The sequence below is a fragment of the Mycobacterium adipatum genome, assembly GCF_001644575.1.
In the GTDB taxonomy this organism is placed as follows: Bacteria; Actinomycetota; Actinomycetes; order Mycobacteriales; family Mycobacteriaceae; genus Mycobacterium; species Mycobacterium adipatum.
In genome coordinates this window covers 4,388,921-4,402,022 of the sequence record NZ_CP015596.1, presented here as the reverse complement: position 1 = coordinate 4,402,022, position 13,102 = coordinate 4,388,921, and the positions used below count along the sequence as shown (strand labels likewise).

The 13,102-nt window shown below is 65.7% G+C and carries 12 protein-coding genes and 2 pseudogenes; 9 read left to right on the top strand and 5 right to left on the bottom strand.

What is annotated here, in order from left to right; translation table 11 throughout:
• Window positions 1-43 precede the first annotated feature (43 nt).
• On the bottom strand, window positions 44-1,531 hold the full coding sequence (locus tag A7U43_RS20940) for a cytochrome P450 (RefSeq protein ID WP_067999049.1): 1,488 nt from the start codon (window positions 1,529-1,531) through the stop codon (window positions 44-46).
• A 143-nt stretch (window positions 1,532-1,674) separates the two neighbouring features.
• On the opposite strand from A7U43_RS20940, the gene A7U43_RS20935 reads away from it, so the two are divergent.
• Both A7U43_RS20935 and A7U43_RS20930 read left to right on the top strand, forming a co-directional pair.
• Entirely contained in the window at window positions 1,675-2,319 is a 645-nt protein-coding gene (locus tag A7U43_RS20935) for a TetR/AcrR family transcriptional regulator (protein WP_067999047.1), read from the top strand.
• A 17-nt stretch (window positions 2,320-2,336) separates the two neighbouring features.
• Window positions 2,337-3,194 carry an SDR family oxidoreductase gene (locus A7U43_RS20930; protein ID WP_067999045.1) on the top strand — a complete coding sequence of 286 codons (858 nt, stop codon included), beginning with the start codon at window positions 2,337-2,339 and terminating at the stop codon, window positions 3,192-3,194.
• On the opposite strand, the gene A7U43_RS20925 is transcribed toward A7U43_RS20930, so the two are convergent.
• From A7U43_RS20925 to A7U43_RS20910, 4 genes and pseudogenes are all read right to left on the bottom strand, one after another.
• Window positions 3,191-3,403, bottom strand: coding sequence for a hypothetical protein (locus A7U43_RS20925; RefSeq protein WP_067999043.1), 213 nt, complete (start codon window positions 3,401-3,403; stop codon window positions 3,191-3,193). The two genes, A7U43_RS20930 and A7U43_RS20925, sit on opposite strands and share 4 nt — an antisense overlap.
• Before the next feature lie 19 nt (window positions 3,404-3,422).
• A complete protein-coding gene (locus tag A7U43_RS20920) occupies window positions 3,423-4,577 on the bottom strand; it encodes an AAA family ATPase (protein ID WP_067999041.1) in 1,155 nt (384 codons plus the stop codon).
• Window positions 4,571-5,601, bottom strand: a pseudogene (locus tag A7U43_RS20915) (DNA polymerase IV). Before A7U43_RS20915 ends, A7U43_RS20920 begins: the two are co-directional and overlap by 7 nt.
• On the bottom strand, window positions 5,598-6,206 hold the full coding sequence (locus tag A7U43_RS20910) for a TetR/AcrR family transcriptional regulator (RefSeq protein ID WP_067999038.1): 609 nt from the start codon (window positions 6,204-6,206) through the stop codon (window positions 5,598-5,600). The pseudogene A7U43_RS20915 and the gene A7U43_RS20910 overlap by 4 nt, the downstream one beginning before the upstream one ends.
• A gap of 90 nt (window positions 6,207-6,296) precedes the next feature.
• Here A7U43_RS20910 and A7U43_RS20905 point away from each other — a divergent pair, with 90 nt between their 5' ends.
• The 7 genes and pseudogenes from A7U43_RS20905 (at window position 6,297) to nrdE (ending at window position 13,074) form a co-directional block, all read left to right on the top strand.
• Window positions 6,297-6,857 (top strand): NADPH-dependent FMN reductase, encoded by a 561-nt coding sequence (locus A7U43_RS20905; RefSeq protein WP_067999036.1) that lies wholly within the window; start codon window positions 6,297-6,299, stop codon window positions 6,855-6,857.
• Window positions 6,858-7,325: 468 nt separating this feature from the next.
• Window positions 7,326-7,424 (top strand): annotated as a pseudogene (locus tag A7U43_RS29795) (universal stress protein); the annotation flags it as partial.
• Between the two features lie 43 nt (window positions 7,425-7,467).
• Window positions 7,468-7,809: a DUF2202 domain-containing protein gene (locus tag A7U43_RS29245; protein ID WP_082902234.1), complete on the top strand. Its 342-nt coding sequence runs from the start codon at window positions 7,468-7,470 to the stop codon at window positions 7,807-7,809.
• Between the two features lie 248 nt (window positions 7,810-8,057).
• Window positions 8,058-9,785: an amidohydrolase gene (locus A7U43_RS20895; protein WP_067999032.1), complete on the top strand. Its 1,728-nt coding sequence runs from the start codon at window positions 8,058-8,060 to the stop codon at window positions 9,783-9,785.
• Window positions 9,786-10,205: 420 nt separating this feature from the next.
• The gene (locus A7U43_RS20890; RefSeq protein ID WP_067999029.1) at window positions 10,206-10,451 is read left to right on the top strand and encodes a redoxin NrdH; all 246 of its coding nucleotides are present in this window, start codon (window positions 10,206-10,208) and stop codon (window positions 10,449-10,451) included.
• A gap of 35 nt (window positions 10,452-10,486) precedes the next feature.
• Window positions 10,487-10,939, top strand: coding sequence for a class Ib ribonucleoside-diphosphate reductase assembly flavoprotein NrdI (gene nrdI / locus A7U43_RS20885; protein ID WP_067999027.1), 453 nt, complete (start codon window positions 10,487-10,489; stop codon window positions 10,937-10,939).
• Window positions 10,906-13,074: a class 1b ribonucleoside-diphosphate reductase subunit alpha gene (gene nrdE, locus A7U43_RS20880; protein WP_082902232.1), complete on the top strand. Its 2,169-nt coding sequence runs from the start codon at window positions 10,906-10,908 to the stop codon at window positions 13,072-13,074. The genes nrdI and nrdE overlap by 34 nt, the downstream gene beginning before the upstream one ends.
• The last annotated feature ends 28 nt before the right edge of the window (window positions 13,075-13,102 follow it).

Here is a 13,102-nt window from a genome sequence, read left to right as displayed (position 1 = left end):
TGACGCATGTCAAGTTGGCCATACAGGATCGCGCCGGATGCGCTCAGCGGATGGGGCGCAAGATGATTGGCATACCGTCCATCGGTACCGGCATGCCGCCGTTGTCCCATTTCGGGGTGTAGCCGGGCTTGACCAGTTCCAGTCGGTAATTGCGCAGCATCCGGTGCACGATCGTCTTGATCTCCAGCTGCCCGAACACCATGCCGATGCACTTGTGGGCGCCGCCGCCGAACGGGGCGAACGCGTAGCGGTGTTTCTTGTGTTCGCTGCGGGGCTCGGCGAACCGGTCCGGGTCGAACTTGTCCGGCTCGGTCCACAGCTCCGGCAGCCGGTGGTTCATCCCCGGCCAGGTCACCACATTGGTGCCGGCGGGCACGTAATAGCCGAGCAGGTCGGTATCGCGCACCGTTTGGCGCATGTTGAACGGCAGCGGGGTGACCATCCGGAGCGACTCGTTGATGACCAGATCCAGGGTTTCCAGCTTGTCCAGGGCCTCGATGTCCAGCGGTCCGTCGCCCAGGCGGTCGGACTCGTCGCGGCACCGTTGCTGCCACTCCGGGTTCGCGGCCAGGTGGTAGGCGATGGTGGTCGTCGTGGAGGTCGAGGTGTCGTGCGCGGCCATCATCAGGAAGATCATGTGGTTGACGATGTCCTCGTCGGAGAACGAGTTACCGTCCTCGTCGGTGGTGTGGCACAGCACCGACAACATGTCGGTGCCGCCCGAATTGCGGCGTTCCTTGATGCGCTCGACGAAGTAGTCCTCCAGCACCTTGCGAGCGCGCAGCCCCTGCCACCACTTGAACGGCGGCACACTGAACCGCAGAATCGCGCCGCCGGAGCGGGTGGTGGTGGCGAAGGCGTCGTTGACCTTGGTGACCAGTTCGTGGTCCTCGCCGGCATGCTCGTGGCCCATGAACACCACCGAGGCGATGTCGAGGGTCAGTTCCTTCATGGCGGGGTGGAACAGGAACCGCGCGTCGTCGGTCGGCCAGTCCGCGACGACGCTGGTGGCGACGTGGTCGATGTGCTCGACGTAGCCGGTCAGCCGGGTGCGGGTGAAGGCCTCCTGCATGATGCGGCGGTGGAACATGTGTTCCTCGAAGTCGAGCATCATCAGGCCGCGGTTGAAGAACGGGCCGATGACCGGATGCCAGCCCTTCTGGGAGTAGTCCTTGTTGCGGTTGGAGAAGATGGCCTGGGTCGCGTCGGGGCCGAGTGCGACGATCGACGGCAGGATCGGCGAGTCGGCGAAGGTCACCGGTCCGCGGGTGTTGTAGAGGTGCACGGCGAAGTCCGAACCGGACCGGAACATCTCGACGATGTGACCGAGCAGGGGCAGTCCCGAGTCGCCGGTGATGGCCTTGAGGTCGCTGCCCGGTGGCGGTTCGGCCAGCGTGTGCTGTTTCCACTCGTGCTCCAACAGGCGCTGCTCGAGCAATCCCATGCCGGGAATGGTGTTGACGGTGGGCGTGAAGCGGCGTTTGGCCTGGTCGAGAAGGTAGGCCGGGGTGCTGATGGTCGTCTTGGACATGTCGCGGTCAACGCTCCTGGAGGAAAGGCCGGGGTTAAGGCTGCCGACTGTGGTGGATCTCACTCTGTAAACCCATCCTGTATGTGAAACTTGACGCATGTCAAGTTTTGTTCTGGCGTGGCGCGGTGCCAAGGTTTAATGCCATGAGCGCCATGCCCGAAACGGAATCCGAGACTCGGCGCAGTCGCGGGGACCGCCAACGCGATGCGATCGTCAAGGCGGTGCGTGAGCTGCTGGGCACCAAACCCTTCGCCGACCTGTCGGTCAGCATGATCAGCGAGCGCGCCGGCGTGGCCCGATCGGGCTTCTACTTCTACTTCGACTCCAAGTACGAGGTGCTGGCGTGCATCGTCAAGGAGGCGTTGGCCGAACTCGACGTGCTGACCCACAACTTCGCGCCGCGGGATCCGGGTGAGTCGCCCGCCGCGTTCGCCAAACGGATGGTCGGCAGTGCGGCGGCGGTCTTCGCGACCAATGACCCGATCATGGCGGCCTGCACCGCCGCGCAGGCCACCGACAAGCAGATCGCGGCCATCATGAACGATTTCGAGGATCTGGTGATCGCCAAGATCGTCGGTGTCGTCGAGGACGAGGTGGCCAAGGGCACCCGGCCCATCTCCGAGGACATCCCGGCGTTGGTCCGCATGCTGACCGCGACCACCGCGATGACCCTGTCGCATGACGCGGCGTTCGTCGGCCGCGGTACCGACCCCGAACGGGCGATCGATGTGCTGGAACGACTGTGGCTGAACGCCCTGTGGGGAACCGCGGCGTCCTGGGAGGACTGAGTCGGTAGGGTCGATTCATGGGGCAGACAGGCTTTGCGGGGAAACGTGTTCTGCTCACCGGCGCGGCGAGCGGCATCGGCCGCGCTGTCGCCCTGAATCTGGCGCGCCAGGGTGCTGAGCTCTATCTCACCGACCGCGATGGCGAGGGCCTGGCCACCACCGTGGTCGACGCCCAGGCGCTCGGTGCTCAGGTGCCCGCACACCGGGCGCTCGACATCTCCGATTTCGATGCCGTTTCCGCCTTCGGTGCCGACATTCATTCCGCGCACGGCGCGATGGACATCGTGATGAACATCGCCGGGATCTCGGCATGGGGAACCGTGTCCACACTGACCCATCAGCACTGGAAGTCGATGGTCGACGTCAACCTGATGGGGCCGATCCACGTGATCGAGACCTTCGTGCCGCCGATGGTGGCGGCCCGGCGCGGAGGTCACCTGGTCAACGTGTCCTCGGCGGCCGGGATCGTCGCGCTGCCTTGGCATGCCGCCTACAGCGCCAGCAAGTACGGCCTGCGCGGGCTGAGCGAGGTGTTGCGGTTCGATCTTGCGCGGCACCGCATCGGGGTGTCGGTGGTGGTGCCGGGTGCGGTGAAAACTCCACTGGTGCAAACGGTTCACATCGCCGGCGTGGATCGTGAGGATCCTCGGGTGGCCAAGTGGGTGGATCGGTTCGCCGGGCACGCGGTGTCCCCGGAGAAGGCCGCCGAGAAGATCCTGGCCGGCGTGCGGCGTAACCGGTTCATGGTCTACACCTCACCGGATATCCGCGCGCTGTATGCATTCAAGCGCGCCGCGTGGTGGCCCTACAGCGTGGCCATGCGCCGGGTGAACGTGGTGTTCACCCGGGCGCTGCGCCCCAAGCCCCGCGGCTAGGCCGGAGCCAGATCGCCGCCGGGCGCCGGCGCGAATTCGGGGGCGCTCGGCGATCCGGTCTTCGTGGTGGTCGTCGTCGTCGTCGTCGTGGTGGTCGTCGTGGTGGTCGAGACCGGCGCCACCGTGGAGGTATCTGCCGGCTCCGCGCCGTTCGAACAGCCCGACAGTGCCAAAGCCACGGCGACGGTGCCCAGGGTGCGCATCTTCATGGGTGTCGATGGTAGGTGTTCAGCGCTTCCCCCAGTCCCAGGGCGGCGCGGTCAGCATGGTCTGACCCGCGACGCGGGTCTCGCCCCATTCCTTGATCAGCTCCACCGTCAGGGCGTCTGCGACGGCCAGCCGTTCCTGCATGCCGCCGGAATGGGTGACCACGACGACCTGCGTGTTGGCGGCGGCTGCGCAGATCATCGCCGCCAGCGGCGGAATGAGGTCGGGGTGCAGTGAGGTCTCGGGCTCGTTGAGCACCATCAGCGAGGGCGGTCGGGGGCTGAACAGCGCTGCGCCCCAGAGCAAGAACCGCAGGGTGCCGTCGGAGAGCTCGGCGGGCTTGAGCGCACGCAACATACCGCGCTGGCGCAGCTGCAACTCGAACAGTCCGTCGTTGTCTGTGACGGAGATGGTGGCGCCGTCGAACGCATCGGCGACGGCACGGGCGAGATCATCATGGCCCACCTCGATGATGGTTTGCAGCGCGGCGGCAAGGTCAGCACCGTCGTCGGAGAGCACCGGGGTGCGGGTGCCCACGCGGGGCTGGCGGGCCGGGGCCGCGGCGTCGACGCGGAATCCGTCGTAGAACCGCCAGCCGCGCAGCCGATCCCGCACCGCGTTGAGTTCCGGAAGTGCACCCGCGTACTCGGCGAGCACACTGTGATGGGCGGGCAGTGCCCGGGTCAGTTCGGTGAACCCGCGCCCGGTGTCATCGGCCACCTCGGCATAGTCACCCTGGCGCCGGACCAGGGCGGAGGAGGGTCGCAGCCGCGGACCGGCGAACACCGCCTCCCGCTTGATCTCGGGATCGCGGCTGAACATCGAGCGGAACCCCGAGGACTGCGGCAGCCCGAGGTCCACGAGATAGCCCAGATCGTCTGAGGCGAAACCGAGTTCGAGGGAGACCGGCCGAGTGCGGGTGGTCCCCTCGGTGACACCGGTGCGACGTGCCCCCGTCGTCTGTTCGGGGCCGGCCCACAACACCGACTGCAGCCCGCCCTCACGGGCCAGTGAGCCGATCACCTCGCCGCGACCGCAGTCCGCGAGCAGCATCAGCGCGCGATACACCGAGGACTTGCCGGTGCCGTTGGCGCCGGTGACGACGGTCAGCGGGCCCAACGGCAGCACGAGGTCCCGCAAGGAACGGTAGCCGCGAAAGGCGACGGTGCTCAGCACGGCATCTCCAGTTCCAGGCGCACCCCGAGCAACCGGACGGGACGGTCGAGGGCGAAATCGTGCAGCAGGGCCAGCGCCTGCGCGGTGATGGTGGCCGGGTCGGTCCCGGGCGCAGTCAGCTTGCGGATCTTGGTCCGAGTGAAGAACGTACTGGTACGCACCGTTACCGCCACCCGGCTCACGGTGCGACCCTCGGCGGTGATCTCGGCGAGTGTGCGTGTAGTCATATCAGTTACCGCGCTGTCCATTTCGGCGGGATCGGTGATGTCGTGCGGGAAGGTCACCACATGGCTGCGCGATCGCGGTACCCACGGCTGTGAGCTGACCTCGGTATCGCCACCGCCCTTGGCCAGCAACAGAATCCCCAAACCCTTTTGGGGCCGAAGGTCTCCGTCAGCCTGCCGGCGTCGGTGGCGGCGAGGTCGGCAACCGTGTGGATGTCCATCGCGGCAAGCCGTTTGGCGGTCTTGGGGCCCACTCCCCAGAGTGCGTCGACGGGTCGGTCGCCCATCAGTGCCATCCAGTTCCCGACCGTCAGCACGAATACCCCTGCCGGTTTGCCGAACCCGGTGGCCACCTTGGCGCGCTGTTTGTTGTCGCTGATACCGACCGAGCAGGACAACCCGGTCTCGGCGGCGATGACAGCGCGGATCTGCTCGGCGAGGGCGACGGGATCGCTGACGTCGGCCCCGAGGTAGGCCTCGTCCCAGCCCCAGACCTCCAGCGGGTGGCCGAGGTCGCGCAACAGGCCCATCACCCGCTCGGAGGCCGCGTCGTAGGCGTCTGGGTCCGACGGCAGAAAGGTGGCATCCGGGCATTTGCGGGCCGCGACACGCAGTGGCATCCCGGCGTGTACGCCGAATGCACGTGCCTCGTAGGAGGCGCAGGTGACGACCTTGCGCGCCTCGGTGGGGTCACCGCTGCCGCCGACGATGACGGGCTGCCCGACCAGTTCGGGGTGGCGCTGGAGTTCGACCGAGGCCAGGAACTGGTCCAGGTCGACGTGCAGTATCCAGTTGCTCACGTGCCGCAGAGCTTGCGGGCCACCGTCTCCCAGGCATCGCCGAGCTGCTCGAGCGTCCGGCCGCGCTCGGTCATCTCGTGTGCGACCCGGTCGGCGTCGAGCAGGGCGGTCAGCGCATCGGCCTGTGCGTCGAGATCGCCGGTGGTCCCTGCGGTTTCGAGCAGGATTCGGACGTGGGTGTGGTGCAACGTCGCCGGCGCGTTGAAGCGGGTGTGCGGATCACGTGCGGCATCGGAGAGCAGCGCGCGGTGGACGTGGACGAATTTGAGCCGGCTGCGTCCGTAGGCCAGCAGCCGTTCCAGCGGCGGCGCGCCCGGTCCCAGCGGTGGTGGGCCGAACATGAACGCCTGCTGTTCGATCACCTCGTCCTCGTCGAGCAGCACGATCATCAGGCCGGAGCGGCTGCCGAAGCGGCGGAACAGGGTGCCCTTGCCGACGCCGGCCTCGGCGGCCACATCGTCCATGGAGACCGCGTCGGCCCCGCGTTCGGCGATGAGTTTGCGGGCGGCGTCGAGCAGCAGCGCACGGTTGCGCGCCGCATCGCCGCGTTCGGCCGGTGCGGCGGTGCTCAGCGGCAGTGCATTCAGCCGGTCGGGGGCGCCCACCCTTGAACTTTAACTCAGCCGGAATTATTCGGACCGTAGTCCGGTTAAGCTGTGTGAGGATCACCCCAGAACACGGAAGGGAACACCACCATGACCGAAAACCAGGTTGGCGCCGAGGCGAAGGTGCTGGTACTCGTCGGGAGCCTGCGCGCCGCCTCGATCAACAAACAACTGGCCGAACTCGCTGTCGAGTCGGCCCCCGAGGGTGTGGCGCTGCAGGTGTTCGATCGCCTCGGTGAGCTGCCGCACTACAACGAGGACATCGACACCGAAGATGTCGCGGAGCCGGTTCGGGCGCTGCGCGCGGCCGCGGCGGCCGCGGGCGCGGCGCTCGTGGTGACCCCGGAGTACAACGGCTCGATCCCCGGCGTGCTCAAGAACGCCATCGACTGGCTGTCGCGGCCGTGGGGAGACGGCGCGCTCAAGGACAAGCCGGTCGCCGTGATCGGCACCGCGCTGGGTGGCTACGGCGGGGTCTGGGCGCATGACGAGACCCGCAAATCCTTCGGCATCGCCGGCCCGCGGGTCATCGAGGATCTGAAGCTGTCGATCCCGTCCAAGACGTTCGGGGACAATCATCCGCGGGAGAACGCCGAGGTCGCCGCGAACGTGCGCGAGGTGGTCGAGAAACTGGCGGCCGAAGTCAACTGAGGCACATTGTTCCGGCCGAAGCCGGCCCCCGCGACTATTCGCAACGCAGGCCAACTCGCGTACGTGGGGCTGCTGGCGGGGTTACATTGAAAACCGCAAGTCGGCTCACGTTGCGGTCCGGACAGCCTGTTCGGGCTCTGTCGATCGAGCCATCGCTGATTTCGGCGGTGCGGAACAGGTCACCCAGGGAGGTCAAGATGCCCCGAAGCGTCGGCGAACGGTACGAGTGCAAGGATTGCGGAGCGGTTCTCGTTTACGAGAAGGCGTGCCCGTGCCCGCCCGGGATGGAGCACAATGAGGTGTGCTGCGGTAAACCAATGACAGAGGTGCAGGGCACGTAACCTGCTGACGCGCCCGAACATTGCCATCGGTTACACCGACCGACGAGTGAGGACCGGGTTGAGCCGCCAAACCGATGCTCACAGGACGTCAGCGATCTGCTCGAAACCGCGACTGCTGGATCAGGCCGAGTCCGCGCAGTTGGTGCTGGTGGGTAGCCACGGCCGGGGCGGATTCCCGGGCATGCTGCTGGGCTCGGTCAGCCGGGCAGTCGTGAACTCGGCACGGACTCGCCCGCGACGTGTACCGGCGCTTCCACCAGGCACGGGGGGTGCCCGTCTTTGGCAACATCGCCGCCAGCGAGCAGCGTCATCACGACGCGGTCGGGCGGCTGCTCAAGCGGTACGGCGTCGAACTCGAAACCGGTGACATTGCTGACCTGTCCGCGGCTGTGGAAGACAGCGACAAGGCGGTCATCCGCCGGGTGTACGAGAACTTGCTCGCCGCATCGGAGAATCATCTGCGCGCATTCGAGAGGCAGACCTCAGGCCGGCCCGTTGGTGGCGGCCGAGGTTGGCGGCCACGCTGGCGCGGCGGGGATGGTTGCGGCGCCACCCGCAGCGGTGGACATGGTGACGGCCAACGCGGTGGACGGGGACGACCCGCCAGGTGAGGCGGTCGTGCCCGTGGCCCGGCATCATCGCGCGCGGATGGCGCTCTCCACCTCGTCCTCGCTGACCTGCTTGGGTCATGGGACAACTGTGCGCGGATCGGCCAGGTGGATCCAGGGTTTCGGCAGATTCGCAGCACGATCTTCCGCGGCTTCGACCCGCGGCCAATTGCGACGGAATCGGGGTCTGACACGGTTTGATTGCCACCAGAGGTGTCGCACCGTGTTCTGCCCTTCGTGAAGGAGTTGCCTTGGGACAGCAATCGATTCTGCGCGCCGCCTCGCTCATCACCATGAATCCTGCTCAGCCGCGCGCCGAGGCCTTGGCGATGGATATGGACTCCGGCGCCATTGTCGCTGTGGGTTCGCTCGCGCAGTGCCAGGCCGCGGCTTTGCACGCTCCTGTGCAGGACCTCGGTCCAGGTGTGCTGATGCCGGGCTTCATTCAGGCACACGACCACCCGGTCCCCGCCGCGGTGCTCTGTGAGCAGCCCGCGCAGTGGATCGCACCGTTCATGGGATTCCCGACCTGGCACGACGTCGAGGCGCTGTTCGATCAGCTCCGTCGTCGGACACCGGCCGGGCAGCCGTTGCTCTTCAATGGTCTCGACCGTCTTCTGCTGTCGATTCCGATGCCTGATCGTGCGAGCCTGGACCGGTACTTCCCCGACCATCCGGTGCTCATCCTCGACATCACCGGCCACGCCGTGTACTTCAACTCGCGCGCCACAGGGTTGTTCGGCTGGATGCACGCCGTACCGCCGAAGGACACTCCGGACGCACGGTGGACCCGGCGACCGGATGGAACCGCGGGGGGTGTCGGGTTCGAAACCCAGGCGACGATGATGACGCTCGGCGCCTTCCTGCCGGGGGTGGTCCAGTCCCCGCTGTTGAATCTCGGTGCGTGGTACTCGACCTTGGCGCGGAACGGCTTCACTGCCGCAGGCGACCTCGGCTTCGTCACCAAACTGCGCGCGCCGATGGAGCACCTCGCAGCGCTGCCGGACTGCCCGGTGCGGTACGCCCTGTACCAGGCCACCTATGACGACGACGCGCACGCGAGCCTGGACTTCGGCGAGTTGTCCGGGATGATCTCCCGGGTCGGATACAAGATATGGATGGATGGCAGTCCGTCCATCGGCACGGCGGCCATCAGCGTGCCCTACCTGGACTCTGCCCGCGCCCGGATCGCGGATGTCCCCGTCGGAACCGTGCCCGGATCGTCGGTCTTGAACTACACGCCGGACGAATTCCTGACGCTGATAGGTCAGTTCGCCGACAAAGATGTCCAGATCGCCACCCACATCGACGGTGACGTGGGCATCGAGGTGGTGCTGGACGGCTACGAACGGGCCTTGCAACGTCACGGACTGTCGGTCACCGATCACCGCTGGCGGGTCGAGCACTTCGCCACGCCCTCCAGGGAACAATGTGTCCGGGCCGGAGCCCTGGGCATCAGCGCCTCGATGTCGCCCTTCCAGGCGCTGTATTGGGGGGACCTCTACGACGGGGTCGTCTTCGAACCGGAATATGGTGCTCGCTGGCAGCCCTATCGCGATGCCTACGACGGCGGCGTTCGACCCACCTTCCACAACGACGGCTATCTTTCGCCCCCGCTGCCCTGGTTGAACATTCAGAACGCCGTGACCCGGCGCAGCGCGTCCGGGACGGTGCATGGTCCCGAGCAGTCGCTGACCCTCGACGAGGCTTTGCAGGCGCACACGATCAATGCGGCCTGGCAGCAGAAGCGCGATCACGAGATCGGCTCGATCGCCGTGGGCAAGCTCGCCGACCTCGCCCTGCTCAACACGGACCCATACACCGTTGATCCTGCACAACTGCAAGACACCATGCAGTTCGAGGGAACGTGGCTGTCGGGTCGTCGCGTGGACCTTGGCCGGTTCATGCAGTCGGTCAAAGCAATCGCCCACCGCCACGATGGAGCCCTGATCCGGGGCGCGCAACCGCATCAGTGCTGACTTTGCTGACCGGCATGTCGGCCGCCGCCGGGCATGTCCGCGGCGGGCGGGCGGTCCGACGCGGGCCGGGCGACGGGCGACACGGCAGCAGCTGTGACGTGCGACACGCCGGGAGCGAGCTTGCGGAAGTCATTACGACCTGGGAATTTCACGAATGTTGTTCAGAACATCTTGTATCTCTTCGGTTTGTCGGACACTAGGTGTAGTGTCTGACGGACCGCGAGGCCCCAATGCTTCAGGAGCCGGCGGAGCAGGAATCGAAAGCGTGTCGGTGCCCCCGGCAACAATAGGTTCAGCTTCCGCGGATCCGGAATTTCCGGGCCCCGCGGTCCGCTGAAACTCAGCAGAGAGCAGTACCCGGTGAGTTGCCGGTGCCCTACAAGCTCTACCCCTTCCACACCCACAGGAGCCGTGCCGCAGATGACCGTCACCGTGTACACCAAGCCCGCGTGCGTGCAGTGCAACGCCACCTACAAGGCGCTGGACAAAGAGGGCATCGCCTACGAGAAGGTCGACATCAGCCTCGACACCGAAGCCCGGGACTACGTGATGGCGCTCGGCTACCTGCAGGCGCCCGTCGTGGTCGCCGGCAATGACCACTGGTCGGGTTTCCGTCCGGACCGCATCAAGGCGCTCGCCGGCACCACGGCCGCGGTTACGGCCTGACACACGACACACCCGACGACCGCGAGGAGGAGACCGTGAGTCATCTCGTGTACTTCTCCAGCGTGTCGGAGAACACCCATCGCTTCGTGCAGAAGCTGGGCTATCCGGCCGACCGCGTCACCCGGATCCCGCTTCACGGCCGTGTCGAGGTGGACCAGCCCTTCGTGCTCGTCCTGCCCACCTATGGCGGCGGCAGGGCCACCCCCGACATCAACAGCGGGGGTTATGTCCCCAAACAGGTCATCGCTTTTCTGAACAATGAGCACAACCGGTCGTTGATCCGCGGTGTCATCGCCGCGGGCAACAACAACTTCGGTGAGGAATTCGCCTACGCGGGCAATGTGGTCTCCGCCAAGTGCGGCGTGCCCTACCTCTACCGCTTCGAACTCATGGGAACCCCGGACGACGTCGATGCCGTCCGTTCCGGCTTGGAAGAATTCTGGAAGGAACAGACGTGCCACCAACCGTCACAGCTGCAGAGCCTGTAACCACCGGCGCTCATGCGCTCCCGGGGGAGACGGACTACCACGCGCTCAACGCGATGCTCAACCTGTACGACCGGGACGGCAACATCCAGTTCGACAAGGATGTGCTGGCCGCGCGGGAGTACTTCCTGCAGCACGTCAACCAGAACACGGTGTTCTTCCACTCGCAAGACGAGAAGCTCGACTACCTGATCGAGAAGGAGTACTACGAGCGCGAGGTGCTCGACCAGTACTCCCGCAACTTCGTGAAGTCGCTGCTGGACCGCGCGTTCGCCAAGAAGTTCCGGTTCCCGACCTTCCTGGGTGCGTTCAAGTACTACACCTCCTACACCCTGAAGACCTTCGACGGGAAGCGCTACCTGGAGCGCTTCGAAGACCGGGTGGTGATGGTGGCCCTGACGCTGGCCGCCGGTGACACCGACCTGGCCGAGAAGCTCGTCGACGAGATCATCGACGGACGGTTCCAGCCGGCCACCCCGACCTTCCTCAACTCGGGCAAGAAGCAGCGCGGCGAGCCGGTGAGCTGCTTCCTGCTGCGCATCGAGGACAACATGGAGTCCATCGGGCGCTCCATCAACTCCGCGCTGCAGCTGTCCAAGCGCGGCGGCGGAGTCGCGTTGCTGCTCACCAACATCCGTGAGCACGGCGCGCCGATCAAGAACATCGAGAACCAGTCCTCGGGTGTCATCCCGATCATGAAGCTGCTGGAGGATTCCTTCTCCTACGCCAATCAGCTCGGTGCGCGCCAGGGTGCCGGTGCGGTCTACCTGCACGCGCATCACCCCGACATCTACCGGTTCCTGGACACCAAGCGGGAGAACGCCGACGAGAAGATCCGGATCAAGACCCTCTCGCTGGGCGTGGTCATCCCGGACATCACCTTCGAGCTGGCCAAGAAGAACGAGGACATGTACCTGTTCTCGCCGTACGACGTCGAGAAGGTCTACGGGGTTCCGTTCGCCGATATCTCGGTCACCGAGAAGTACTACGAGATGGTCGACGACGCCCGGATCCGCAAGACCAAGATCAAGGCCCGCGAGTTCTTCCAGACCCTGGCCGAGCTGCAGTTCGAGTCCGGCTACCCGTACATCATGTACGAGGACACCGTGAACCGGGCGAACCCGATCGCCGGCAAGATCACCCACAGCAACCTGTGCTCGGAGATCCTGCAGGTGTCCACACCCTCGGAGTTCAACGAGGATCTGTCCTACGCCAAGGTCGGCAAGGACATCTCCTGCAACCTGGGTTCGCTGAACATCGCCAAGGCGATGGACTCGCCGGACTTCGCGCAGACCATCGAGGTGTCCATCCGGGCGCTCACCGCGGTGAGCGACCAGACCCACATCTGGTCGGTGCCTTCCATCGAGCAGGGCAACAACAGCTCGCACGCCATCGGGCTGGGGCAGATGAATCTGCACGGTTACCTGGCGCGGGAGCGGATCCACTACGGCTCCGAAGAGGGTGTGGACTTCACCAACATCTACTTCTACACGGTGCTCTACCACGCGCTGCGTGCCTCGAATCTCATTGCGATCGAACGCGGTACGCGTTTCGGGGGGTTCGAGCAGTCCAAGTACGCCTCGGGCGAGTTCTTCGACAAGTACACCGACCAGGTGTGGGAGCCGAAGACGGAGAAGGTCCGCACCCTCTTCTCGGATGCGGAGATCCACATCCCGACCCAGGACGACTGGAAGCTGCTCAAGGAGTCGGTGCAAAAGCACGGCATCTACAACCAGAACCTGCAGGCCGTCCCGCCCACGGGGTCGATCAGCTACATCAACCACTCGACCAGCTCGATCCACCCGGTGGCGTCCAAGATCGAGATCCGCAAGGAAGGCAAGATCGGTCGCGTCTACTACCCGGCGCCGTACCTGACCAACGACAACCTGGAGTACTACCAGGACGCGTACGAGATCGGGTACGAGAAGATCATCGACACCTACGCCGCGGCCACCCAACACGTGGACCAGGGCCTGTCGTTGACGCTGTTCTTCAAGGACACCGCCGATACCCGCGAGGTCAACAAGGCGCAGATCTACGCCTGGCGCAAGGGAATCAAGACGCTGTACTACATCCGGCTGCGCCAGATGGCCCTGGAGGGCACCGAGGTCGAGGGTTGCGTCAGCTGCATGCTCTAGGGCTTTGACATCGAAAGTGCGGTTCCAT

Bases quoted from the DNA above. Each gene is read 5' to 3' on its own strand.
- A7U43_RS20940 (WP_067999049.1), bottom strand. From the start codon at position 1,531: ATGTCCAAGACGACCATCAGCACCCCGGCCTACCTTCTCGACCAGGCC.
- A7U43_RS20935 (WP_067999047.1), top strand. From the start codon at position 1,675: ATGAGCGCCATGCCCGAAACGGAATCCGAGACTCGGCGCAGTCGCGGG.
- A7U43_RS20930 (WP_067999045.1), top strand. From the start codon at position 2,337: ATGGGGCAGACAGGCTTTGCGGGGAAACGTGTTCTGCTCACCGGCGCG.
- A7U43_RS20925 (WP_067999043.1), bottom strand. From the start codon at position 3,403: ATGAAGATGCGCACCCTGGGCACCGTCGCCGTGGCTTTGGCACTGTCG.
- A7U43_RS20905 (WP_067999036.1), top strand. From the start codon at position 6,297: ATGACCGAAAACCAGGTTGGCGCCGAGGCGAAGGTGCTGGTACTCGTC.
- A7U43_RS20890 (WP_067999029.1), top strand. From the start codon at position 10,206: ATGACCGTCACCGTGTACACCAAGCCCGCGTGCGTGCAGTGCAACGCC.